Raw genomic sequence first — 24336 nt, forward strand, 5'->3', positions numbered from 1 at the left:
GGGTAAGGCCTTAAGGCCAGCACGGGTTAAGCGACGTGAATGGGGTTTTGGGACGCGGGAAAGAGGTGAGCCGCCGCCTTCGGGCTGCGCCGGCTGCGCTTTGCCTTGGTCTATCTTTTGGCCTGGGTGCGCTGCTCTCTGGATGCGGCGACATGGGCCGGTTCCAGACCACGACCGCGCCGGCCGTCACCCTGCCCAAGCCGCCGAAGCCCGCGGTTGCGCAGACGCCGGCCACGGAGAAGGAACACGAGCGCATTCTTGCCAGCTATGGGGGCGCCTATGACGATCCCCGGCTCGAGCAGCTCGTCACCAAGACGGTCGAGCGGCTGGTCGCGGCCTCCGATCGACCCGATCAGGGCTACAAGGTCACGATCCTGAATTCCGGCGCCGTGAACGCCTTCGCGCTGCCGAACGGCCAGCTCTATGTCACGCGCGGCCTGCTCGCGCTCGCCAGCGACACCTCCGAATTGTCATCCGTGCTCAGCCACGAGATGGCGCACGTGCTGTCCAAGCACGCCGCGATGCGCGAGGACCAGGCGCGCCAGGCTGCGATCGTCACCCGCGTCGTTACCGACATGAGCAACGATCCCGAGCTCACCGCGCTCGCGCTCGCCAAGACCAAGCTCACCATGGCGAGCTTTTCGCGCAACCAGGAGTTCGAGGCTGACGGCATCGGCGTCGGCATCTCCGCGCGCGCGCATTTCGATCCCTATGGCGCGGCCCGCTTCCTCTCGGCGATGGAGCGCAATGCCGAGCTGAAAGCCGGCAAGAACGCGCTTGATCCGCGCGCGCAGGACTTCACCTCCTCGCATCCGGCGACGCCCGAACGCGTGCAGAATGCGCAGACGATCGCGCGGCAATATGCGGCGCCTGAGGGTGCCGAGCGCGACCGCGAGACCTATCTCGGCGCGATCGACAACATCGTCTACGGCGAGGATCCGAGCGAAGGCTTTGTCCGCGGCCGCCGCTTCCTGCATCCCAAGCTCGGCTTCACCTTCCAGGCACCCGACAATTTCACGCTCGACAACACCGCGCAGGCGGTGATCGGCGTGCGCGAGGGCGGCTCGCAGGCGATGCGCTTCGACGTCGTGCGGGTGCCGGCCGAGCAGACGCTCGGCGACTATCTCAATTCCGGCTGGATGGAAGGCGTCGACAAATCCTCGACCGAGGACATCACCATCAACGGCTTCCCGGCAGCCGCAGTGACCGCCAAAGGCGAGCAGTGGCAATTCAAGGTCTACGCGCTGCGCTTCGGTAGCGACGTCTACCGCTTCATCTTCGCGAGCCGGCAGAAGACCACCGAGAGCGAGCGCAATGCGCGCGAGACGGTGAACTCATTCCGCCGCCTGACGCTCGAGGAGATCCAGGCCGCGCGTCCCTTGCGCATCAAGGTGATCACCGTGCAGCCCGGCGACACCGTGGAATCGCTCGCCCATCGCATGGCCGGCATCGATCACCCGGCCGAGCGCTTCCGCGTGCTCAACGGCCTCGACGCCCATGCACAGGTCAAAGTGCGCGACCGCGTGAAGATCGTGGTGGATTGACGCGCGCTAGGCGCGAACGCCAATGCGCGTTTGCGCAGTTTGGGATTGGGCTCACGCAAATTCCATAGTCGTCCCGGCGAAGGCCGGGACCCATAACCCCCGGGAGGGGTTGTGGCGCGAGCTGGCAACTCCGAGTCGTCGCCAAACTCAATCCTGTGGGTATGGGTCCCGGCCTGCGCCGGGACGACGGCTGAACAAGATCAGCCGCCGGCGCACCTAATCACTTACCCGCATCCATATCGCCGCGTTCGCGCTGGCCGCTCAGCCAGAGCGCCATCAGCGTCCACAATGCGCCGGAGAGCAGATAGGCACCCGAGGCAATGACGCCGAGATTGGTGGCGAGCAGGAGCGCGGCGAGTGGCGCAAATCCGGCGCCGAACAGCCAGGCCATGTCAGAGGTGAGCGCCGAGGCCGTGTAGCGGTACATCTGCTTGAAGTTGGAGGCGATCGCGCCGGAGGACTGGCCGAAGGACAGCCCAAGCAGGATGAAACCGAGCACCATGTAGATGGTCTCGCCGAACGCGCCAGCATCGAGCAGCTGCGGGGCAAAGCCGCTATAGACCGCGATCGCGATCGCCGAGCCCATCAGCAGCGACTTGCGGCCGACGCGGTCGGCGATAATGCCGGAGGCCACGATTGCCGCGACACCGAAGGCTGCGCCGACGATCTCGATCATCAGGAACCTTACCGGGCTTTCATGGGTGAACAGAAATACCCAGGACAGCGGAAACACCGTGACCATGTGGAACAGCGCGAAGCTCGCGAGCGGCGCGAAGGCGCCGAGCATGATGTTGTGGCCTTCGCGCGCGACGGTGTCGGAGATGCGTGAGGGCTGCAAGTCACGGGTCTCGAACAGCGAGGCATATTCCTCTGTCGCGACCATGCGCAGACGCGCGAACAGCGCCACGACGTTGATGGCGAAGGCGACGAAGAACGGATAGCGCCAGCCCCAGTCGAAGAAATCGTCGGCCGAGAGATTGCCGGCGAAATACGCAAACAACGCGCTCGCCACGATCAGCCCGAGCGGCGCGCCGAGCTGCGGCACCATTGCGTACCAGCCGCGCTTGTTCGGCGGCGCGTTGAGCGCGAGCAGCGAGGCAAGCCCGTCCCACGCGCCGCCCCAAGCGAGACCTTGGGCTGCTCGCGCCAGCGCCAGGAGCCAGATCGCAGCCGCGCCGATGTCGCTGTAGCCGGGCAGGAACGCGATCGCCACAGTCGCGGTGCCCAGGAGGAACAGCGCGGCGACCAGTTTTGCGGTCTTGCCGTATTCGCGGTCGATCGTCATGAAGATGACGGTGCCGAGCGGCCGCGTCATGAAGGCGAGCGCGAAGATGGCGAAGGAGTAAAGGGTGCCGGTCAGTTCGGTGGCGAACGGAAAGACCAGGCGCGGAAACACGATCACCGAGGCGATCGCATAGACGAAGAAGTCGAAGAACTCCGACGTGCGCCCGATGATGACGCCGATGGCGATCTCGCCGGGATTGGCCTGGTCGTGGCCGTGCTCGCCGCGGTGGATGCCTGCCATTGCGGGGGTCTGTGCGGTCGCCATTCCTGCGCTCTTAACGTCCTGAAATCATAAGCCGACCACCCAACGGTCGCCGGGCAGCCTGCCCCTCTCTGACGCAACATTCCGCACTGCAACATTGGACAAATTGTCCAATGTCCCGATTGGTGCGCTGCAGCTACGCCTTGGCTGGACTACGAAATTTCCAACCAAAAGGCCTACCTGTGTCCCGTCTACGGATCCTGGCGCTACTACCTTTGGCGGTCGCTCTGAGCGGCTGCAACTTCATCGTGCTCGCGCCGGCCGGTGATATCGCAGCGCAACAGCGCGACCTCGTCGTCATCTCCACCGTCCTGATGCTCCTGATCGTCGTGCCCGTGATGGCTCTGACGGTGCTGTTCGCCTGGCGCTACCGCCAGTCCAACAAGGCCGCGCGCTACGAGCCTGAATGGGACCACTCGACCAAGCTCGAGCTGGTGATCTGGTCGGCGCCGCTGCTGATCATCGTTTGCCTCGGTGCGCTGACCTGGATGGGCACGCATCTGCTCGATCCCTACCGTGCGCTGGACCGCATCGCTGCCGATCGTCGGGTCGATGAGGCGACGGTGCCACTCGAGGTCGATGTCGTCGCGCTCGACTGGAAGTGGCTCTTCATCTATCGCGACTACGGCATCGCCACCGTCAACGAGCTGGCTGCTCCCGTCGATCGCCCGATCGACTTCCGCATCACCGCCTCGACGGTGATGAACTCGTTCTACATCCCCGCACTGGCCGGCCAGATCTATGCGATGCCGGGCATGGAGACCAAACTGCACGCGGTGGTCAACCACGCCGGCACCTTTAGGGGCTTTTCGGCGAACTACTCCGGCGCCGGCTTCTCCGGCATGCACTTCGCCTTCCACGGCCTCGACGACAAGGGCTTTGGCGAGTGGATCGCGAAGGCGAAAGCCGCCGGTGGCACGCTCGGCCGCAGCGAATATCTCCAGCTCGAGAAGCCGACCCAGAACGAGCCGGTGCGCCGCTTCGCCGGCGTCGATGCCGATCTCTACCGCCTCATCCTCAACATGTGCGTCGAGCCCGGCAAGATGTGCATGAGTGAGATGATGGCGATCGACGCCAAGGGCGGCGCCGGCCATGAAGGGCTGAACAACACCCTGCCGCTCACTTACGACAAGTACGCCCGCCGCGGCACCGCGCTCGGACCCGAGCCGAGCTTCGTGGCCAGCACCTGCACGCCTGACGCACCGCAGGGACAGACGAGCGCCGCGGTCAAGGCCCCCGCCGACACCACGCCGCTGCTCGGCGCCGGCTTGAAGCGGCCGACCTTCACGCCGCTCAAGTCGACGTCCTTCTTCATCGGCCAGCGTCCGAAATCAGACTCCTGAGAGAGCATGCATGTCTACCAATCCTGATCTCATCAAGCTCGTCTTCGGACGGCTCAGTCTCGAATCGCTGCCGCTGCACGAGCCGATCGTCGTCGGCACTTTCGGAGTGGTCTCGCTCGGCGGCCTCACGCTGCTCGCCGGCCTGACCTATCTCCGCCTGTGGGGCTATCTGTGGCGCGAGTGGTTCACCACCGTGGACCACAAGCGCATCGGCATCATGTACATGATCCTCGGCATCGTCATGCTGCTGCGCGGCTTTGCCGACGCCCTGATGATGCGCCTCCAGCAGGCGATCGCGTTCGGCGGCTCGGACGGCTATCTCAACGCCCATCACTACGACCAGGTCTTCACCGCCCATGGCGTGATCATGATCTTCTTCGTGGCGATGCCGTTCGTCACGGGCCTGATGAACTACGTCGTGCCGCTCCAGATCGGCGCCCGCGACGTGTCATTCCCGTTCCTGAACAATTTCAGCTTCTGGATGACGGTCGGCGGCGCGGTGCTGGTGATGATGTCGCTGTTCATCGGCGAATTCGCCCGCACCGGCTGGCTCGCTTATCCGCCGCTGTCGAACATCGGCTACAGTCCTGACGTCGGCGTCGACTACTACATATGGGGATTGCAGGTGGCCGGCGTCGGAACGACGCTATCGGGCATCAACCTGATCTGCACCATCGTCAAGCTGCGCGCGCCGGGCATGAGCATGATGAGGATGCCCGTCTTCACCTGGACCTCGCTCTGCACCAACATCCTGATCGTCGCCTCCTTCCCGGTGCTGACCGTCGTGCTCGCGCTGCTCTCGCTCGACCGCTACATCGGCACCAACTTCTTCACCAGCGACTTCGGCGGCAGCCCGATGATGTATGTGAACCTGATCTGGATCTGGGGTCACCCCGAGGTCTACATCCTGGTTCTGCCCGCGTTCGGCATCTTCTCCGAGGTGACCTCGACCTTCTCGGGCAAGCGGCTGTTCGGCTACACCTCGATGGTCTACGCCACGGTCGTCATCACCATCCTGTCGTACCTGGTCTGGCTGCACCACTTCTTCACGATGGGATCGGGCGCCAGCGTCAACTCGTTCTTCGGCATCACCACGATGATCATCTCGATCCCGACGGGCGCGAAGATGTTCAACTGGCTGTTCACGATGTATCGCGGCCGCATCCGCTTCGAGTTGCCGATGATGTGGACGATCGCCTTCATGCTGACCTTCGTGATCGGCGGCATGACCGGCGTGCTGCTCGCTGTTCCCCCGGCCGACTTCGTGCTGCACAACAGCCTGTTCCTGATCGCCCACTTCCACAACGTCATCATCGGCGGCGTGGTGTTCGGCGTGTTCGCCGGCATCGGCTACTGGTTCCCGAAGGCGTTCGGCTTCAAGCTTGATCCGTTCTGGGGCAAGCTGTCGTTCTGGTTCTGGGTCACCGGCTTCTACATGGCCTTCATGCCGCTCTACGTGCTCGGCCTGATGGGCGTGACCCGCCGCCTGCGCGTGTTCGACGATCCGTCGCTCCAGATCTGGTTCGTCATCGCCGCGATCGGCGCCGGCCTCGTCTTCCTCGGCATCCTCTGCATGCTCATGCAGTTCGCCGTCAGCATCCTCCGGCGCGAAGCGCTCAAGGACGTCACCGGCGACCCCTGGGACGCGCGCACGCTGGAATGGGCGACCTCCTCGCCGCCGCCGGACTACAACTTCGCCTTCACCCCCGTCGTGCACGACAATGACGCGTGGTGGGACATGAAGCGCCGCGGCTACAAGCGTCCGCTCACCGGCTTCAAGCCGATCCACATGCCGAGCAACACCGGCACCGGCATCATCCTCGCCGGTCTTTCGACGGCGATGGCGTTCGGCCTGATCTGGTACATGTGGTGGCTTGCCGCCGCGAGCTTCATCGCTCTGCTCACCGTCGCGATCGGCCATACCTTTAACTATCACCGCGACTACGACATCCCGACCGACCACGTCGTCCGGACCGAGGAAGCGCGCACCCAACTGCTCGCCGGAGCCAAGTAAATGACGATCGCTGTCAAACCCGACCAGTCGGGCGAGCCGCTGTTCTACCTCGCCGACGAGCACCCGCATCCGGAAGGATACAGCACCTCGCTCGGCTTCTGGATCTATCTGATGAGCGACTGTCTCATCTTTGCGATCCTGTTCGCGACCTTCGGCGTGCTCGGCGGCAACTACGCCGCCGGTCCCGCGCCGAAGGATCTGTTCGACCTGCCGCTGGTCGCGGTCAACACCTCGATGCTGCTGCTGTCGTCGATCACTTACGGTTTTGCGATGCTGACGATGCAGCAGAACCGGGTCGGCGCGACGCAGGCCTGGCTCGCGATCACCGGCCTGTTCGGCCTCGCCTTCATCGGCATCGAACTTTCTGAGTTCGCCCACATGATCCACGAGGGCGCAACCCCGCAGCGCAGCGCCTTCCTGTCGTCGTTCTTCACGCTGGTCGGCACCCACGGCCTGCACGTCACCTGCGGTCTGATCTGGCTGGTGACGCTGATGACGCAGGTCTGGCGCTTCGGCTTGATCGAGGCCAACCGGCGCCGGCTGATGTGCCTGTCGATGTTCTGGCACTTCCTCGACGTGGTCTGGATCGGCGTCTTCACCTTTGTCTATCTGATGGGAATGCTGCGATGAAAACTGAAGCTCACACCTCGCACGCAGCCGATCATCATCACGATGCCCATGCGCACGGCTCGCTCTCGACCTATCTGTTGGGCTTCGTGCTCTCGGTCGTGCTGACCGCCATCCCGTTCTGGCTTGTCATGGGGGGCGCGCTTCCGAGCAAGCACCTCACGGCGCTCGCGATCATGGCTTTCGCGGTGGTCCAGATCGTCGTGCACATGATCTACTTCCTGCACATGAACACAAAGGCCGAGAACGGCTGGAGCATGATGGCGATGATCTTCACCATCGTCATGGTCGTGATCGCGCTGTCCGGCTCGCTGTGGGTGATGAATCACCTCAACAGCAACATGATGCCGGTCCACGAGATGAGCGGGATGAAGTGAGCGCAGTCGTGAACCACGACGGACGGAAAACGCGCAGCCTCACCAAGGCTGCGCGCCCGTCTTTGTGGCTCGCGACGCTCTCTCTCGCCGCCATCGCCATCCTGATCGGCCTCGGCATCTGGCAGGTCCAGCGGCGCGCCTGGAAGCTCACACTGATCGACCGTGTCGAGGAGCGCGTTCATGCGAGGCCAATCGCGCTGCCGCCGCCCGCAGCCTGGCCCGCGGCTACGGCGGCGAGCGACGAATACCGCCACGTCAGCGTTACCGGCCGCCCGCTGAACGACCAGGAGACGCTGGTCAGAGCCGTGACGGAGGAAGGCCCCGGCTTCTGGGTGCTGACGCCGCTTCTGCGCGACGACGGCACGATGGTCCTGATCAATCGCGGCTTCGTGCCGGCGGAGAAGCGCGATCCTGCGACGCGGCCGGATGGCAATGCGCCCCATACCGTCGAGATCACCGGGTTGATGCGCATGACCGAGCCGAGGGGCGGCTTCCTGCGCGACAACGATCCCGGGCATGACCGTTGGTATTCGCGCGACGTCGCGGCGATCGCCGCCGCGCGCGGATTCAATGAGGTCGCGCCCTTCTTCATCGATGCCGATGCAGCCCCCAACGCCGGCGTCTATCCGATCGGCGGATTGACCGTGATCCGCTTTCCCAATAACCACCTGATTTACGCGCTGACATGGTTTGCCCTGGCCTTTATGCTGGCCGGTAGACTTTTCGTCACATTCGGCGGCGGGCTGTTCCGTCGCAGGCGCTTTGTCCACGAAGGGGCCGGCGAGACCGCCGCCCGCGGGACGGGATCAGATGCTGGAACGATCGTCGAGCCGACCTGAGAAGGAAAAGCTCTCTCTCGGACGTGACGCGGCTGCGCTTCCCGCGCAGGCGGACGGCCGCACCGAGCCGACGGCGACGTCCCTGCCCGCGCCGACCGATGACGAGACCAACCGCAAGAATATGGCGCTGCTGATCCAGCTGCGCTGGACCGCGGTCGTCGGCCAGATCGTCACGATCGGTGCGGCGCATTTCGGCCTGGGCATCGAGTTGCCGCTCACGCGGATGGGTGCGGTGATCTCGGCGCTGGTGCTGCTCAACATTTCGAGCCTGGTCTGGGTGCGCCATCGCGCCGCGATCACCAACAACGAGCTGCTGGTCGCACTGATGCTCGACGTCGCAGCGCTCACCGCCCAGCTTTACCTCAGCGGCGGCGCCACCAATCCCTTCACCTCGCTATTCCTGTTGCAGGTGACGCTGGGTGCGGTGCTGCTCGACGCCCGCTCGACCACCTGGTCGCTGGTGGCGCTGACCTGCGCCGCCTTCGTCTGGCTGACGCTCGCCTACCGGCCGCTGGACCTGCCGCATAACCCCCTGAGCGACACCTACAGCCTGACCGTCGTCGGCATGCTCTTTGGTTTCGCGCTCAACGCCGTGCTGCTGGTGGTGTTCGTGACCCGCATCAACAGGAACCTTCGCGATCGCGACGCGCATCTGGCGGCGCTGCGCCAGCATGCCGCCGAGGAGGATCACATCGTCCGCATGGGCTTGCTCGCCTCGGGTGCTGCGCATGAGCTCGGCACCCCACTCGCCTCGCTCTCGGTGATCCTCAACGACTGGCGCCGCATGCCGGATCTCGCGGGCGACCATGAGCTCACCGAGGATCTCGCCGAAATGGAGACCTCGCTGCAACGCTGCAAATCGATCGTGACGGGCATTCTCGTCTCCGCCGGCGAGGCCCGCGGCGAGGGCTCGGCGCCGACGACGGTGGCCGCGTTCCTGACCGCGCTGGTCGAGGAATGGCGCAACGCGCGCTCGGCGCGCACGCTCTACTTCACCAACACCTTCGGCGAGGACGTCGCGATCGTCTCCGACATCGCGCTGAAGCAGGTGATCTTCAACGTGCTCGACAATGCCTACGAGGTCTCGCGCGACTGGGTCGAGCTGTTGGCCGAGCGCGAGGACGACAAGCTCGTGCTGTCGATCAGCGACCGCGGCCCGGGCTTTGCACCCGAAATGCTCGCGCAGCTGGGAAAGCCCTACCAGTCGAGCAAGGGACGCGCCGGCGGCGGGCTCGGCCTGTTCCTGGTGCTGAACGTCGTGCGCAAGCTCGGCGGCACGGTGACCGCGGAGAACCACAGGAAGCGCGGCGCCACCGTGCGACTCGTGCTGCCGCTCTCCACGCTTGCCATCGGAGGCGGCTTTGACGCCTGAGCAGTCCCTGATCATCGTCGAGGACGATTCCGGCTTTGCGCGCACGCTGAAGCGCTCGTTCGAGCGCCGCGGCTATTCTGTCGTGATCGCAGCCTCGATCGAAGAGGTCCGGAAGGAGCTCGAGGACAAATCATTCGGCCGCGCCGTCGTCGACCTCAAGCTCGGCGGGGCCTCGGGGCTGGCTTGCGTCGAGCTCCTGCACACCCATGACGCCGACATGCTGATCGTGGTGCTCACGGGCTTTGCCAGCATCGCCACCGCGGTGGAGGCGATCAAGCTCGGGGCCTGCCACTATCTCGCGAAGCCCTCCAACACCGACGACATCGAGGCCGCGTTCCAGAAGGCCGAAGGCAATGCCGAGGTGGCGCTGGACAGCCGGCCGACCTCGATCAAGACGCTGGAGTGGGAGCGCATCCACCAGACGCTGATCGAGACGGATTTCAACATCTCGGAAGCCGCACGGCGGCTCGGCATGCACCGCCGCACGCTGGCACGAAAGCTCGAGAAGCGGCCGGTAAAGTAAGCTGACCCTGCCTTGCCGTAATCGTAGGGTGGGTTAGCGAAGCGTAACCCACCGCTGTTCATCTTCGCAGAAGGGGAAGAGGTGGGTTACGCTACGCTAACCCACCCTACGGCTGCTGATGCTCGTCAACGGCCGCAAGGCCCACGCGAGGAGACTGCCCCGTGACCACGCTTGTCGAGCGCATTGACTTCTCTGCCGTATTGCCGCGCGCACGCAGCCGGCGCGACACCGAAACCGTCGAGTTTGCGCAGGCCGCGCTCGCAGCGGCCAAGCAGGAGGGCCTGCAGCTGGCGGTGCGGGCGCGCTATGTCGCACTCGCGGTGATCGCTTGTCTGCTCATGTACATCAATCCGGCATGGGACCAGCTCTACTATGTGGCTCTGCTCGGCCTGTTCGCGCTGATCGGCTGGGCGCAGGTCAGGGTGGGACGGGTCGGCGTGTCGCGGCTGGAGCTGGCGCTGTTGTTCTGCGACCTCGCGCTGCTGACGTTCGTGCTCCTGGGGCCGAATCCTCTTGGATCCGGGCATTGGCCGGCAGCGATGCAACTCCATTTCGGCAACTTCATCTATTTTTTCGTGCTGCTGTCGGGCGCGACGCTGGCCTACTCCTGGCGGACCGTCATCGCCGTTGGCACATGGACCGCGGCGCTTTGGATCATCGGCGTTGCATGGGTGTGGTGGCAGCCCGACCCGGATCCCGCGCGGACCGCTCGCATCGCCGCGGCGATCGGTAGCGATCACCGGATGTTTCAGTTGATCTCGCCCAGCTCGATCGTGTTCGCGACGCGTGTCCAGGAGATCGTCGTGTTCATGATTGTCGCAGTGACGCTCGCCCTGGCGGTGCGTCGCAGCAACGATCTCCTGATCCGTCACGCCGCGGTGGAGCGCGAGCGCGGCAATCTTGCGCGCTATTTCTCACCGAGCGTGGTCGAGGAATTGTCAGGGCATGACGAACCACTGAAGCAGGTGCGCACGCAAAACGTCGCGGTGCTGTTCGTCGACATCGTCGGCTTCACGGCCTTTGCCGACGCGCGAACGCCGGAAGAGGTCGTGCGCACCTTGCGCGAATTCCACGCGCTGATGGAGCAGGAGGTGTTCCGCCACAGCGGCACGCTGGACAAATATCTCGGCGACGGATTGATGGCGACCTTCGGCACGCCCTTCGTTGGCAAATTTGATGCCATCAACGCGCTGCGTTGTGCGCAGGCGATGATGGCGGCCGCGGATCGCTGGAACGAGCAGCGCAAGGCGGTCGGCGAACCTCCGATCCGCGTCAGCTTTGGCCTGCATTACGGACCCGTCGTGCTCGGCGACATCGGTGTGACCTGTCTCGAATTCGCGGTGATCGGCTCGACCGTGAACGCGGCAAGCCGGCTCGAAGCCTTGACGCGCACGCTCGGCTGCGCGCTGGTGGCGAGCGACGATCTCGTCAGGCGCGCCAGGATCGAGCTCGACGAGGCAGACGCAGCGTTTCGGCCGCTGATAGAACACGCCCCGCAGACCGTCCGCGGCCTCGAGCAGCCGATCGCGATCTGGACGCAGGCGCGCGCTGCTTCAGGCACGGCTGTCGTAGCATAGCGACGCTACAGTCCACCGTCGGTGTCAACCCGATTTTCTTGCCTGGGCTCGTATGCCAGTCGGCGACTCGCCAAAGCGCGAGTGAAACGATCGATTGAAATAGGAGATATCGGAAAAGCCGACCTCCAATGCGATGTCGGAAATCAATCTCGGGCTCGCGACCGGCTCGGTAAGAAGCGAGAACGCTCGTTGCAGGCGCAACTCATTCACCTGAGCGGTAAACGATGATCCCGAGGTTTCAAGCAGCCGCTGCAGATAGCGCGGAGAGACGCCTTGGCTATGCGCAACCGCTTCCAGATTGAGTTCCGGGTCGTCGAAATGGGCAGCGATGTAGTCCAATACCGCGGCCAACCGGGTTGCCACAACCGCGCTGGCGTTGCTCTCACTCGACAGGCGATCACGGTTCAACATCATTGCCGCAAGATCATGAACGTGCGTCGCCACCAGGGAACGCAAATCGGACGTGGCCAGGCGAAGTTCGTCCCATAGCGGACGCATATAGCTTCTCATGAGCCGCAGGGTGGTCTGCTCGCGCGGGATAAGCCGCATCGTCGGCTCGTCGACATTGCTCAGGCGCGACGCAAGCTCGGCACGAGGGATCACCAGAGCGAAGTAGCTTCCTTGTGCAAAGCTCACGCTCCCTCTGCTTCTGTGATGCACCGCGACGGCGTCGCCCGCGCGGAGCGTTATCTCCCGGCCGCGCTGAGCTACGACGCAGTCCTTCGTCATGTTTATGATGACGGCAACGGATCCATCGGCATCGGCCGCGTCGCTTGTGCGGCGGAATCGAAGCGGCGACGAGGTGGAGGAGAACGTATTCAACCCCGGCAGGACGCGTAACGTCGATTTGGCGTGAAATGGAATATCCGACAGCGGCTCGATATCGACGCGAAGGATCTTGTCGCCGAATTCCTCGCGCCACATGGACAGGCGCCGTGGCTCGGGAAACTTGTCAGTCGAAAGTCGAAATGTTGCGAGCTCAGGCAAGCATTCCGACGTCTGGCGCTTTCCTGTTTCACTCATGAGCTTCGACCTCAGACGTGTCTCGACACCTCGCAAAGCAAGAGCGGATTCGAGGCGTGAGATGCTGACAAGATACCCTGTGGTCGTTCGCATCGGGTGGTACTCCACTCCGGGAGAGCTTCGAGGCATCCGCTGACTGAATAGATTCGCAGAGCCACGTGGGTCACTCCTTCGATCAACACCCAGTCGGCAAATTATTCACCCGAACCACAATCCGAGCGTGTTGACAATTCGCGTACCCCAGTTCGCCACCACCGTTCGCAATTGACCAAGAAGATCTGCCGTTCGTTTGTTAGTCTGGCAAGTTACGGTGCGCAGGAAAATAGCATACTGCAATTTGTCGAGGCGGGATGTGAGCTGGTTCACGTTTCGTACATAGTCGACGGAAGGAGATTGCCATGAAGAAGATGTTCTTAATGGCTGCGATTGGGCCGGCGATGGTAGTCGGCTTCTCTGCGAGGGCAGCAGAACTTCCAAGCTTTGAACTCACGGGCTTTCCGATCACGTGGCACCAGGTTGCGGTGATGGGCGCATCCGGGGTTCAAGAGCAGTCTCCCGCCCCCATGCTGGAGTTTGCCGGCATGCCCGCTTCTCCCCACCAGGTCGCTGTCCTGACTCCGCGCCGGAGCATGATCGCGCAGGAGAAGGCGCCGAAACTGACTACGGTCGGGTTCTCTGCGCGGTAGTAGCGCGGCCTGCGGATCAGCATCCCGCTACCAGACTCAGCTTTGCCGATGCCATTTTGACGAAAGCATGATTTCAGGAGCCGCCTCGGACCTCATTTTGTCCGGGCGGCGGCAACGAAAAGTCCGGTGCGCCTTTTCGACACACAGTGACTGGTTGTCTACGTCTCCGCAATCAACTGGACTTTGGTGCGCGGTGCCTGAAGCGCCCGCATGTGAGCACAACCCGAAACGAGGACTGCCATGCGCAAGTATGCCTGGCTCCTGAGGGTGCTGATCGCAGGCTCTCTCGCTGGAGGCAACGTCGCCAGTACTGCCGTCGGCAATCTCGGGCTTCAATTGATCGACAAGGATGCCCCGTCATCCGTCGATGTCGAGCTCGTCATTGCTGTTGATGTCTCCTATTCGATGGATGAGGACGAACTTGTCGTCCAGCGCGAAGGTTATGCGCAGGCCGTCACCTCCAAGGAATTTCTCCAGGCGCTCAAGGCCGGGCCGAGCAAGAGGTTGGCCGTGACCTATTTCGAGTGGTCGGCATCGGATGATCAGAAGATCATCGTGCCCTGGAGGCTCATCGACGGCCCGGAATCAGCAGATGCACTGGCCGCTGAGATCATGAAGACGCCGGTTCGCCGAGGCTCCCGCACGTCAATTTCCGGCGCGATCCGCTTTGCAGTACCGCTGTTCGACCAAGATCGTTATCACGGGCTGCGACGTGTGATCGATATTTCCGGCGATGGCGCGAACAACGAGGGTGCCCCCGTGACTGTGGCGCGCAATGCGGCGCTGGAGAAGGGTATCACGATCAACGGCCTGCCAATCATGATGAAGCGAACGGCCGTTTCGATGATGGACATCGATGACCTCGATTCATATTACGAGGATTGCGTGATTGGAGGCCCAGGCTCGTTCATGTTGGTGATCAGAGAGCGAGAAAAATTCAAGGAGGCAATCCGAACCAAGCTGGCAATGGAGGTCGCCGGCCTGACGCCGGCGTACCGGATCGTCTCGGTGGCCGAAAGCGAACCGAGGGTATCCTGTGGCATTGGCGAGGAAATATGGGAGAGGCGAAGCCGGTGGTGAGAATCGGCAACGGCCATTTTCTGCTGGGCAGGCCTCGGCTGCGATTTCCCCTCATGGCCGGGGACAAGCCGGTGGGGACGGGCGAGTGAAAGGCGGACCTATTGGCTCGACGCGTCCGATCGCAGGAAGGAGACTATTTTTGCCCTGTCGTCCGCAGATGCAAGTCCGCTGTATGGTTTCATGCTGTTGCCCGGTACCAGCTCATCCGGATTGGCGATAAAGCGATCGAGCTTTTCTTCGTCCCACGCGAAGTTGGCGCCCTTCATCGCGCTAGAGTAGTTATAATCCGGCAGCGAGCCGGCCTCCCTTCCGACGATCCTGTACAGATGCGGGCCCAAGCGATTGTCGCCGTCCTTCATCGTGTGGCAGGTCCGACATGCATTGTTGAACACGCGTTGTCCTGACGCGGTGTCCGAACTCTTTCGCGCCGGCTCCTGTCCATGGGAAGGCGAATGCAGCACGTACACCACCCCGCTGAGGGCCGCGAGTGCGCCCACCCAACCCATGTGCTGCACGCGCGCGTCTCGCAACTTCGGCAAGGCGAGGCGCGTCAGGAGCTGTGGTTGCTTCATTTGATCACCTCGCTGGCGCAGCGATTGTGCGACTCACGACGGCTTCGAAGTCCCGTTTCCCACCTGCATCTTGCAATTGGCAGATCAGGACTGGAATTCAAATGAAATTGTCCGCCGGCTTCCTCGGAATCTGGTCTTGGTCGGTGCGCGAATTGCCACGGCCCGTTTCGCTACCTCGTTCCGTAAGCGCGATCGCCGGCATCGCCGAGGCCGGGCAGGATGTAGCCGTGCTCGTCGAGCCCTTCATCGATCGCCGCCGTCCAGATCGGCACGTCCGGATGCAGGCCGCGAAGCCGCTCGAGGCCTTCGGGCGCAGCGATCAGGCAGGCAAGCCGGATATCCTTCGCGCCGCGCTCCTTCAGCCGGTCGACTGCGGCCACCGCCGTGTTGGCCGTCGCGAGCACCGGCGTCACCACGATCGCGAGCCGTTCGCCGAGGTCTGACGGCGACTTGAAGAAATATTCGACGGCCGCGAAGCTGTGCGGTTCGCGATAGAGTCCGATATGCGCGACGCGCGCGGTCGGGACCAGATCCATCATGCCGTCGACGAACGTCGTGCCCGCGCGCAGGACTGGAACGAACACCAGCTTCTTGCCGGCGATCTTGGCCGACTGCATGCGCGCAAGCGGCGTCTCGACGACGACCTCGGAGAGCGGGAGATCGCGCGTCACCTCGTAGCACAGGAGCATCCCGATCTCCTTGACGAGTTCGCGGAAGGATTTTGTCGAGATGGACTTGTCGCGCACCAGCGTCAGCTTGTGCTGCACCAGGGGATGATCGACGATCGTGACGCCTTCCATGACGTGATGCTCCTGAAATTATCGATGCGCAATGCGGCAGGTTCGGACCATGCGCTAGAAAACCGTGCCGTCGCTGATCACCTTGAGCGGCGGCGCGCCGTCGGGACGGCGCGCAAATGCAATGGCCCGGCCCGCGGCCCAGGTGCCGCCTTCCAGAATGCTGGCAAGAGGCAACGACCCCGGTGTGCGGCCGAGTTTTGCGCGGACCTGACCTGCGAGGCGGTCGAGCAGCGCGACTGTCAGCGCGCGCCACTCCACGACGAGCAGCGAATCCACCGCATGCGAATGCTCGGCGTCAGCGGCGTCGCGCAGGCGGAGCACCTCGTGATCGACGAACAGGCCGCCGTTGCGGTATTCGGCAAGGCCCGTGAGGCCGTCGATGTCGGTTACGTCAAAGCCGGCGCGCTGCAAAGGTTCGATCAGCGAGTAGCTCAGCCACTGCGACAGCTTGTGCAGGGGCACGAGACCTGTGGTCGTATCATCGGCCTTGATCGCGGGATGGCGCCAGCAATCGCCGAGCGCAATGCCGGCGAGCTCGAGTCGCGACGGCCAGATCGGTCCGAGCTGGCTCAGCACTTCGGCAAGAATCACGGGCGCGGGGATCGCCCCGCTCACGGCTCGTGCCGCGAGATGATCGAACAACCCACCCGGACGCGGCCGATCATGCGTACCGAAGACCTGCGGACGAGACGCCACCAGCTGTCCCAAGCGCCGCAACAAATCCGTACGTCCCTCGAGGCCGAGCAGCGGATTGTTGTCCGTGACCTGGAAACCAGACTGGAGCCGCGCGAGCGGGAGTTGCGCGATCACATCCGCATCGACGCGGAAGGGAGAGCGCGGGTCACCGGAAAATGCGCCGGCTGCGAACATGTCGAGGCTTGCCAGCGCAAGCCCCTCGGAGCGGCCGATGTCCTGCCCCGTCATGGCATCGCGGTAGCGCCAGGCAGCGCCCGCGCCCGCATCCAGCAGCACGCTGACGATGGCGAGATCGAATTCGGCGCGCGCCCGCGCGGCGCGATCCGGCCAGGACACGGTGTCCGCGAGGCGCGACCAGCGGTCGACGCCGCCGAGGACGAAGTGCCGCCACCGCGCGTGAAAGGGAATATCCAGCGCAGGATAGGACCGTCGCGTGACCGCGAGCACGGCATCCACGACAGCGTCCATGCGATCGAGATGAACCGTGAAATGCGTCAGTCCGTCGTCGAGGCCGATGTCGAGCATCTGCGCGGCGCGCGCGCGAACCGCCTCCGCCGAGAGCAGCGATCGGGCCTCTCGTTCTGTGGCCGCCGCCATCACGTAACTCAATATTTCTCCAGCGAGCGTCCGACCGTGTCGGTCAAATCCTTCGCTGTCGGAATCTCTTCGGCGTAATATCCGGCCGCCTTCTTGGCGGCGATTTCGACATGCGCATCGGCCGGAATGAGCTCCAGCGGGATCGGCACGCGCTCGATGATATCGATGCCCTGCCCCGTGAGCGCGTCATACTTCATGTCGCTCATCGACAGGAAGCGATCGATGCGCTTCAAGCCGAGCCAATGGATCGTGTCGGGCATCAGTTGCTGGAAGCGCGCGTCCTGCACGCCGGCGACGCATTCGGTCCGCTCGAAATAGGCGGCGGCTGCGTCGCCGTCCTCCTGGCGCTTGCGCGCATTGTAAACCAGGAATTTCGTGACCTCGCCGAGCGCCCGCCCCTCCTTGCGGTTGTAGACGACGAGCCCGAGCCCGCCCTCCTGCGCGCCGCGCGCGCATTCCTCGATGCCGTGAATGAGGTAGGGCCGGCAGGTGCAGATGTCGGAGCCGAACACGTCGGAGCCGTTGCATTCGTCGTGCACGCGGCAGGTGATCCTGGTGCGATGATCGGGCAGCTTGGTCACGTCGCCGAACAGATAGACCGTGGTGCCGCCGATTGGCGGCAGGAACACCTTCATGTCGGGCCGCGTCACGAGCTCGGGGAACATGCCGGCGGTCTGCTCGAACAGGGTTCGCCGCAGCTCGGTCTCGCTGGTGCCGAAACGCACGGCAACGCCCGGCAGATACCAGACCGGATCGATCGCGATCTTCACCACCGACACGCTGCCATTGGCATGCACGACCTCGCCGTCCGGCTTCAGCCGCTTGGCGGCCAGTGCCTCGCGGATCTCCGGCAGGTCCAGCCGTGCGCGCGTCACCGCGATGCTCGGCCGGATATCGGCGCCCTCGGCAATTTCTTTCCGGAAATTCTCGGCGACGAGATGCCCCCACGGATCGAGCGCGACGATCTTGGCGGGATCGCTCCATTGCGGGAACGGCCCGATGGTCGCGGCCGGAAACGTGTTGGTGAGATCGGGACGCCGGATCGGATCGAGCGCGCCGGCGGAGACCGCGAGCGCGCGATAGACGGCGTAGGAGCCGCCATGGCTGCCGATGACGTTGCGGTCCTGGGCTCGCGAGCGCGACACCGTGCCGACGATCGGCCCCCGCGCGCGCGCATCCGCTGCACCCCACTGGATCGGGAAGGCCGCCTTGCCGCCCGGCTCCGGATGGGAGGTGAGGCGGATATGTTCGGTACGGTTCGAGCGGCTCATCACCGGGCTCCCATAAAGCCAACGGCCCGCCTATCAGACGGGCCTGGACCATCCTACCGTGCGGTCATGACAAAGCCGTTCACGACCGAATTGAACAACATAAGGGCTGACAGACCTGTTCGCTAGATGTTCGTTGCGCATCCAGGACGATCGGGCCGCCCGCTCCCTTGCTTCATTCATGCCTTCGAGGGCGATTGCCCTCGCACCAAAACGAACAAGCCCGGCCGTTCGGCCGGGCTTTGGATTTGCTTGCCGCGAGCCGAAGCTGCTGCTTACGCGGCCTCGTCGGCGACTGCCGTATCGTCGCCATCGGTATCGTCGATATCGCCCTCGGTGTCCGCATCGGCCTCGCCCTCGGCGGCTTCCGCCTTGGCGTTGGTGCGGCGCGGGCTCTTGGCGAGCTGCGCCTCGATCTCCTTGACCGCTTCGGTCTCGGTCGAGTGCTGCACCACCGCAATCTCGCGGGACAGACGATCGAGCGCCGCTTCATAGAGCTGGCGTTCCGAGTAGGACTGCTCGGGCTGCGATTCGGAGCGGTAGAGGTCGCGCACGACTTCCGCGATCGCGACGATGTCGCCCGAATTGATCTTCGCTTCGTATTCCTGGGCGCGGCGCGACCACATGGTGCGCTTGACGCGGGCGCGGCCCTTGAGGGTCTCCAGCGCCCTCTTGACCAGCGCCGGCTCGGACAGCTTGCGCATGCCGACATTGGCGACCTTGGCCGTCGGAACGCGCAGCGTCATCTTGTCCTTGATGAAGTTGATGACGAACAGCTCGAGCTTGGCCCCGGCGATCTCCTGCTCCTCGATGGCCAGGATCTGGCCGACGCCGTGAGCGGGATAAACGACGAATTCATTGGCCTTGAAGCCCTGGCGCTGGGTCACGACCTTCTTTTCCTCGACCTTCGGCGCAGCGGCAGCCGGCTTCACGGCGGGCTTGGCGGCAGCGACGGGGGCCTTGACGGGAGGAGCCTTGGCGGCGACGGGCGCCTTGGGCGCGGCGGCAACAGGAGCTTTCACTGCAGGCTTGACCGCAGCCTTGGCAGCCGCGGGCTTGGAAACGGTCGCTTTCGCGGCCGGCTTGGCAGTCTTGTTAGACATTGCGCTTCTTTTCTTAGAGGACTTTGCAGCCGTGTGCTTAGTCGCGGCACGACCCTTGGATGCGGATGCGCTACGGCTGGCCGCGGCGACTTTTTTGGCATCCTTATGGGACGCCTTAGCAGAAGTACTCTTTTTACGCGTTTTCTGTGACACAGCCTGCGCGCGGAAAACTGCCACGCCCCTGTTCGACATGAGGTTTCACGGGAACCCAGAGGGGCCAACGGGGCTGACGGGGTTCGGCTTAATGTGCCCAATATAGCACATTTCCCGCAAAAATCAATGATTTAGGGGTTTTTGGGCCTGTTTCCAGCGCTGACTAAGGTATTAGGGTTAAGTTTGACCCGAGTTAGTCCCCAGAACCGGGCTTTTGAGAAAAATATTTCTCAAACTTGCCTTCCTTGCCGTCGAATTCCTTCGCGTCCTCCGGCGAATCTTTCTTCTGGGTGATGTTCGGCCAGCTCTTGGCGAATTCGGCGTTCACTTCCAGCCACTTTTCGAGGCCGGGTTCCGTGTCCGGCTTGATGGCGTCCGCCGGACATTCCGGCTCGCACACGCCGCAATCGATGCATTCGTCGGGGTGAATGACCAGCATGTTCTCGCCCTCGTAGAAGCAATCTACCGGGCAGACCTCGACGCAGTCGGTGTACTTGCACTTGATGCAGTTTTCAGTGACGACGTAAGTCATCCAACGCTCCGAAAAGCTCTCTCAAATTCGCGGCTTGCGTAGCGCGTAAACACCCACGCCGCAAGATCGGGAACGGCCGAACATGACTGGTTTTCGCAAGTCTTCAGCCAAGAAGTGAACAACAAGCGCAATTAATTACGCTTTGCGCTCGTTCAACTCCTCATACAGCACGCGCGCCGAATTTGCGTCGCCGCGCCGCTCGTTGAAGGCGACCACCTTCATGACCCGCACGGTTCGATCGAGCGCGATGGTCAGGACGTCGCCGATCTTGATCGCATGCCCGGGCGAGGTCTCGCGCACGCCGTTGACGCGGACATGGCCGCTTTCGACGAGTTCGGCCGCCGAGGTGCGCGCCTTCACCACCCGCGCATGCCACAGCCATTTGTCGATCCGCTGACGCTCGGTCGTGGGCTACTCCTTGCGGCCGGCGAGCTGCTCTTTCAGCGCGGCGAGCTTTGCGAAGGGCGAGTTCGGATCGATCGGCCGATCGCGCTCGCGCGGGGAAGCGCTGGAGGCGTAGGGGCGATGCGAGGGACCGGATTCGCGGTCGCGGCGATCGCGGCCCTTGTCGCGGTCACGACCACGGCCGCCGTCACGATCACCGAACTTGCCCTTGCCGCGATCGCGATCCTTGTCGCGGTCCTTGTTACGTTCCTGGCCCTCGAAGCGGCGGCCCTTGTCGTCACGCGGCTCGCGGCGCTCGCCGCCTTGACCCTCTTCGCGGCCCTTGCGGAAGTCCTTGCGACCGCCGCCGTGACGATGACGCTCGCCGGGCTTTGCGGCATCAGCGGCTGCGGCCTCGCCCTCGGCGGGGGCGGCCTGCGCGCCTTCCTGCGGGCGCGGCTGGTGATGATGGCGGGGCCGGTGCCGCTCATGGCGCGGCTTGCGATCCTCGTGACGGCCGCCGGGACGCCAGACCTCGACGAGCTGCGGCTCGGCGGGGGCCGCTTCCGCAGGCGCGGCGGCATCAGTTGATGCGGCAGCTTCCACGGCGGCGGCAGCGTCGGCCGGCGCAGCCTCGGTGGCGGCTTCGACGGTTGCAGCTTCGTCCGCGGGCGGCGCGATGCCGGGCGCGTCCTCGGGCGTGACCGGCGCCTCGGGCGTCGCCTCGAGCGCGGGCTCGGCATGAGGCTCTTCCTCATGCTGCTCCATGCCCGGCGCGTCCTCGACGGTAACAGGCTCGACCGCCGCCTCAACGGCAGGCGCCGCGTCATCCGCCGGCACTTCCGCAACGGCCTCGGCGGCCGTCTCGCTCGACGTTTCCGCGGTGCCTTCAGCGGGCGGAGTCTCGGTCGCGACCGTCTCTGCCACGACGGGCTTCGGCGGCAGCGGCGCGCGCTTCTCCATGCGATAGCCGAGCGCGCGCAGCACCGACGCAAAGTCTTCACCGGCCGAGCCCGTGAGCGAGGTCATCGCCTGCGTCACGATAAAGCCGCGGCCGTCGAAGGCGCCGGCCGGCTTCTCGCCGGGCGAGGCCTCGCGCCAGGCGAGCGCGGGACGGATCAGATCGGCCAGACGCTCCAGGATGTCGACGCGCACGGCGCGCTCGCCGCACTGCTTGTAGCCGAGCACGCGATAGGCATCGCGGGGCAGCTGCTTGTCGGCCGGGAACGAGGTGCGGCCCGAGCTCGCCAGATGCTGCGCGCCCGACAGCGCCGAGAGATCGACATTGTCATGCTTGAGCGCCCAGAGCAGCGCGGCCAGCGCGCGCCCGGCGGGCTTCAGCAGCTGCGGGAAATAAAGATGATAGGCGCCGAAGCGCACGCCGTATTTGCGCAAGGTCGCGCGCGAGGGCTGGTCGAGATCCTTCAGCTCATTGGCGATCTTCGGCCGCTCCAGAACACCGAGCGCCTCGACGAGCTGATAGGCGATGCCGCGGGCAATGCCGGTGACGTCCTCGGCTTTCGACAGCTCGAACATCGGCCCGAGCAGCTTTTCGATATGCGTCTTGAGCCAGAGCTCGAGCCGCGCCTGCACCTTTTCACGCGGGGCCCCGGTGAGGCGCTCGTCGGAGATGATGCGCAATCGCGGATGCAGCGCCTCCTCTGCGGCAACGAGGCGCGCCACGGCATCGCCGGTCCAGCGGATGGTGCCTTCCGAGGTCAGCACGAACTGCTCGTCGGGTGCGGCGGACAGCTTCTCGGCGCGCGCATTGATCTCGCCGGCGAGCACTGCCTGCGCCGCAGCCTGCAAGGCTTTCGCATCAGATCCTGCTTCCGCAGCATCCGGTGCAAAGGTGAACCCATCAAGACGGCCGATGACGTGGCCTTCGACGATGACTTCGCCGGTCTTGCCGATTTCAGTATTCAAGCTCGTGTTCTCCCGCAGGCGGCGCATCAATACACTGGTACGACGGTCAACGAAACGCTCTGTTAGCCGTTCATGGAGCGCATCTGACAATTTATTTTCGACCTCCCGCGTGACCCCCTGCCAGCGTTCGGGGTCTTTCAGCCAGTCCGGGCGGTTGGCGACGAAGGTCCAGGTGCGGATCTGCGCGATCCGGCCCGACAGCGTATCGATGTCGCCGTCGATACGGTCGGACTGGTCGACCTGGGCGGCGAACCAGGAATCGGGGATGCAGCCCTTGTTCATCAGGAAGCCGTAGAGCGTAGTGACGAGCTCGGCATGGGCCGCCGGCGAGAGTTTCCGGTAATCCGGGACCTGGCAGGCCTCCCACAGCCGTTCCACCGCCGCCTTGCCGTGTGCCTTGTCGCGGACCTCGCCGTCGCGGGCGGCGTGATCGAGCACGCGCATGTCCTCGGCAATCGGCGCGCGCGTCAGCGCCTCATGGCCCGGGGCCAAATTGAGCGAGACCTGGAGCGCGCCGAGCGAGGAGAAATCGAGCTTCGAGTTGCGCCACTGCAATACCTTCACCGCATCGAAGGTGTGGTTCTGCAGCGCATTGACGAGCTCGGGCTCGAACGGCGCGCAGCGGCCTGTTGTTCCGAACGTGCCGTTGCGCGTGGCGCGGCCGGCGCGGCCCGCGATCTGCGCGAACTCGGCCGGCGTCAGGCGGCGGAACTGATAGCCGTCGAACTTGCGGTCGGAAGCGAAGGCGACGTGATCGACGTCGAGATTGAGGCCCATGCCGATCGCATCGGTGGCGACGAGATAATCGACGTCGCCGTTCTGGAACATTGCGACCTGCGCATTGCGCGTGCGCGGCGACAGCGAGCCGAGCACGACGGCGGCGCCGCCATGCTGGCGGCGGATCAATTCGGCAATCGCATAGACCTCATCGGCGGAGAACGCGACGATCGCGGTGCGCCGCGGCTGCCGCGTGATCTTGCGGTCGCCGGCAAATTCAAGGCTCGAAAGCCGCGGCCGCGTGATCATGGAGGCGCCGGGCAATAGCCGCTCGATGATCGGGCGCATCGTCGCAGCACCGAGCAGGAGCGTCTCGTCGCGGCCGCGACGGTTGAGCAGCCGATCGGTGAAGACGTGGCCGCGCTCGAGATCGGAGGCGATCTGCACTTCGTCCACAGCGAGGAAGGAAACGTCGAGATCGCGCGGCATGGCCTCGACGGTCGAGACCCAGTAGCGCGGGTTCCTCGGCTTGATCTTCTCTTCGCCAGTGACGAGCGCGACGCTCTCGACACCGGCGCGATCGGCGATCTTGTTATAGACCTCGCGCGCGAGCAGCCGCAGCGGCAGCCCGATCATGCCGGACGAATGCGAGAGCATCCGCTCGATGGCGAGATGCGTCTTGCCGGTGTTGGTCGGCCCGAGCACCGCAGTGACGCCGGCGCCAGGCGCGCGCTCGGAAGCGAAGGAGGAGGGAGGAAAGGCCATTCTGGGGATTAGCTAGTCGTGATTGAGCCGTTTGTCAGTGGCGTTTCGTTCGCCCCTCATCCTGAGGAGCGCGGCACGCGCGTCTCGAAGGATGCAGGCCCGGCTGGTGCCGCCCTTGCGCCTCCGGAGCGAGCCGGGCCCCTCGCCCTTCGAGACGGCCGCTGCGCGGCCTCCTCAGGGTGAGGGGATCAAATGGCGGCGATGGGGCTCTCATATGTCAGCCATATCTCCGAACACTACGAAGCAGGTGGACCGACCTTCCCCCGCAACTG

General features: G+C 64.3%; 21 protein-coding genes. 11 read left to right on the top strand and 10 right to left on the bottom strand.

Annotated elements, in window-relative coordinates; all coding sequences use genetic code 11:
* Window positions 1–152: 152 nt before the first annotated feature.
* Entirely contained in the window at window positions 153–1544 is a 1392-nt protein-coding gene (locus NLM33_RS28070) for a M48 family metalloprotease (protein WP_254100882.1), read from the top strand.
* 220 nt (window positions 1545–1764) lie between these two features.
* Here NLM33_RS28070 and NLM33_RS28075 read toward each other — a convergent pair whose 3' ends face one another.
* Entirely contained in the window at window positions 1765–3093 is a 1329-nt protein-coding gene (locus tag NLM33_RS28075) for an MFS transporter (protein WP_254100884.1), read from the bottom strand.
* Between the two features lie 179 nt (window positions 3094–3272).
* Here NLM33_RS28075 and cyoA point away from each other — a divergent pair, with 179 nt between their 5' ends.
* The 8 genes from cyoA to NLM33_RS28115 all read left to right on the top strand — a co-directional run bounded on the left by cyoA (window position 3273) and on the right by NLM33_RS28115 (window position 11762).
* Window positions 3273–4433 carry a ubiquinol oxidase subunit II gene (gene cyoA, locus NLM33_RS28080; RefSeq protein WP_254100886.1) on the top strand — a complete coding sequence of 387 codons (1161 nt, stop codon included), beginning with the start codon at window positions 3273–3275 and terminating at the stop codon, window positions 4431–4433.
* Window positions 4434–4443: 10 nt separating this feature from the next.
* Window positions 4444–6447 carry a cytochrome o ubiquinol oxidase subunit I gene (gene cyoB / locus NLM33_RS28085; RefSeq protein WP_254100888.1) on the top strand — a complete coding sequence of 668 codons (2004 nt, stop codon included), beginning with the start codon at window positions 4444–4446 and terminating at the stop codon, window positions 6445–6447.
* Entirely contained in the window at window positions 6448–7077 is a 630-nt protein-coding gene (cyoC, locus tag NLM33_RS28090) for a cytochrome o ubiquinol oxidase subunit III (protein WP_254100890.1), read from the top strand.
* Window positions 7074–7451: a cytochrome o ubiquinol oxidase subunit IV gene (cyoD, locus tag NLM33_RS28095; RefSeq protein ID WP_254100892.1), complete on the top strand. Its 378-nt coding sequence runs from the start codon at window positions 7074–7076 to the stop codon at window positions 7449–7451. Before cyoC ends, cyoD begins: the two co-directional genes overlap by 4 nt.
* On the top strand, window positions 7448–8290 hold the full coding sequence (locus NLM33_RS28100) for an SURF1 family protein (protein ID WP_254100894.1): 843 nt from the start codon (window positions 7448–7450) through the stop codon (window positions 8288–8290). Before cyoD ends, NLM33_RS28100 begins: the two co-directional genes overlap by 4 nt.
* Window positions 8262–9662 (top strand): ATP-binding protein, encoded by a 1401-nt coding sequence (locus tag NLM33_RS28105; RefSeq protein WP_254100896.1) that lies wholly within the window; start codon window positions 8262–8264, stop codon window positions 9660–9662. Before NLM33_RS28100 ends, NLM33_RS28105 begins: the two co-directional genes overlap by 29 nt.
* The gene (locus tag NLM33_RS28110) at window positions 9652–10185 is read left to right on the top strand and encodes a response regulator transcription factor (protein WP_254100898.1); all 534 of its coding nucleotides are present in this window, start codon (window positions 9652–9654) and stop codon (window positions 10183–10185) included. Before NLM33_RS28105 ends, NLM33_RS28110 begins: the two co-directional genes overlap by 11 nt.
* A gap of 161 nt (window positions 10186–10346) precedes the next feature.
* Window positions 10347–11762 carry an adenylate/guanylate cyclase domain-containing protein gene (locus tag NLM33_RS28115; protein ID WP_254100900.1) on the top strand — a complete coding sequence of 472 codons (1416 nt, stop codon included), beginning with the start codon at window positions 10347–10349 and terminating at the stop codon, window positions 11760–11762.
* A gap of 24 nt (window positions 11763–11786) precedes the next feature.
* On the opposite strand, the gene NLM33_RS28120 is transcribed toward NLM33_RS28115, so the two are convergent.
* Complete coding sequence (locus NLM33_RS28120; protein WP_254100902.1) at window positions 11787–12686, bottom strand: AraC family transcriptional regulator; 900 nt, start codon at window positions 12684–12686, stop codon at window positions 11787–11789.
* Between the two features lie 497 nt (window positions 12687–13183).
* On the opposite strand from NLM33_RS28120, the gene NLM33_RS28125 reads away from it, so the two are divergent.
* A complete protein-coding gene (locus tag NLM33_RS28125) occupies window positions 13184–13471 on the top strand; it encodes a hypothetical protein (RefSeq protein ID WP_254100904.1) in 288 nt (95 codons plus the stop codon).
* A gap of 240 nt (window positions 13472–13711) precedes the next feature.
* Entirely contained in the window at window positions 13712–14551 is an 840-nt protein-coding gene (locus NLM33_RS28130) for a DUF1194 domain-containing protein (protein ID WP_254100906.1), read from the top strand.
* A 98-nt stretch (window positions 14552–14649) separates the two neighbouring features.
* Here the strand turns inward: NLM33_RS28130 and NLM33_RS28135 are convergent, their stop codons facing one another.
* From NLM33_RS28135 to NLM33_RS28170, 8 genes are all read right to left on the bottom strand, one after another.
* Window positions 14650–15123 (bottom strand): cytochrome c family protein, encoded by a 474-nt coding sequence (locus NLM33_RS28135; protein ID WP_254100908.1) that lies wholly within the window; start codon window positions 15121–15123, stop codon window positions 14650–14652.
* Between the two features lie 170 nt (window positions 15124–15293).
* Window positions 15294–15923 (bottom strand): uracil phosphoribosyltransferase, encoded by a 630-nt coding sequence (gene upp, locus NLM33_RS28140; RefSeq protein ID WP_254100910.1) that lies wholly within the window; start codon window positions 15921–15923, stop codon window positions 15294–15296.
* Window positions 15924–15977: 54 nt separating this feature from the next.
* Entirely contained in the window at window positions 15978–17216 is a 1239-nt protein-coding gene (locus tag NLM33_RS28145) for a URC4/urg3 family protein (protein ID WP_254100912.1), read from the bottom strand.
* Window positions 17217–17224: 8 nt separating this feature from the next.
* The gene (locus NLM33_RS28150; RefSeq protein ID WP_254100914.1) at window positions 17225–18487 is read right to left on the bottom strand and encodes a GTP cyclohydrolase II; all 1263 of its coding nucleotides are present in this window, start codon (window positions 18485–18487) and stop codon (window positions 17225–17227) included.
* 272 nt (window positions 18488–18759) lie between these two features.
* Window positions 18760–19587: a CarD family transcriptional regulator gene (locus NLM33_RS28155; protein WP_254100916.1), complete on the bottom strand. Its 828-nt coding sequence runs from the start codon at window positions 19585–19587 to the stop codon at window positions 18760–18762.
* 346 nt (window positions 19588–19933) lie between these two features.
* Window positions 19934–20272 carry a ferredoxin FdxA gene (gene fdxA / locus NLM33_RS28160; protein WP_254100918.1) on the bottom strand — a complete coding sequence of 113 codons (339 nt, stop codon included), beginning with the start codon at window positions 20270–20272 and terminating at the stop codon, window positions 19934–19936.
* A gap of 135 nt (window positions 20273–20407) precedes the next feature.
* The gene (locus tag NLM33_RS28165) at window positions 20408–20662 is read right to left on the bottom strand and encodes an RNA-binding S4 domain-containing protein (protein WP_256570610.1); all 255 of its coding nucleotides are present in this window, start codon (window positions 20660–20662) and stop codon (window positions 20408–20410) included.
* A 21-nt stretch (window positions 20663–20683) separates the two neighbouring features.
* Window positions 20684–24064 carry a helicase-related protein gene (locus NLM33_RS28170; RefSeq protein WP_254100922.1) on the bottom strand — a complete coding sequence of 1127 codons (3381 nt, stop codon included), beginning with the start codon at window positions 24062–24064 and terminating at the stop codon, window positions 20684–20686.
* Window positions 24065–24336: the final 272 nt, after the last annotated feature.

The organism is Bradyrhizobium sp. CCGUVB1N3 (genome assembly GCF_024199925.1).
In the GTDB taxonomy this organism is placed as follows: Bacteria; Pseudomonadota; Alphaproteobacteria; order Rhizobiales; family Xanthobacteraceae; genus Bradyrhizobium.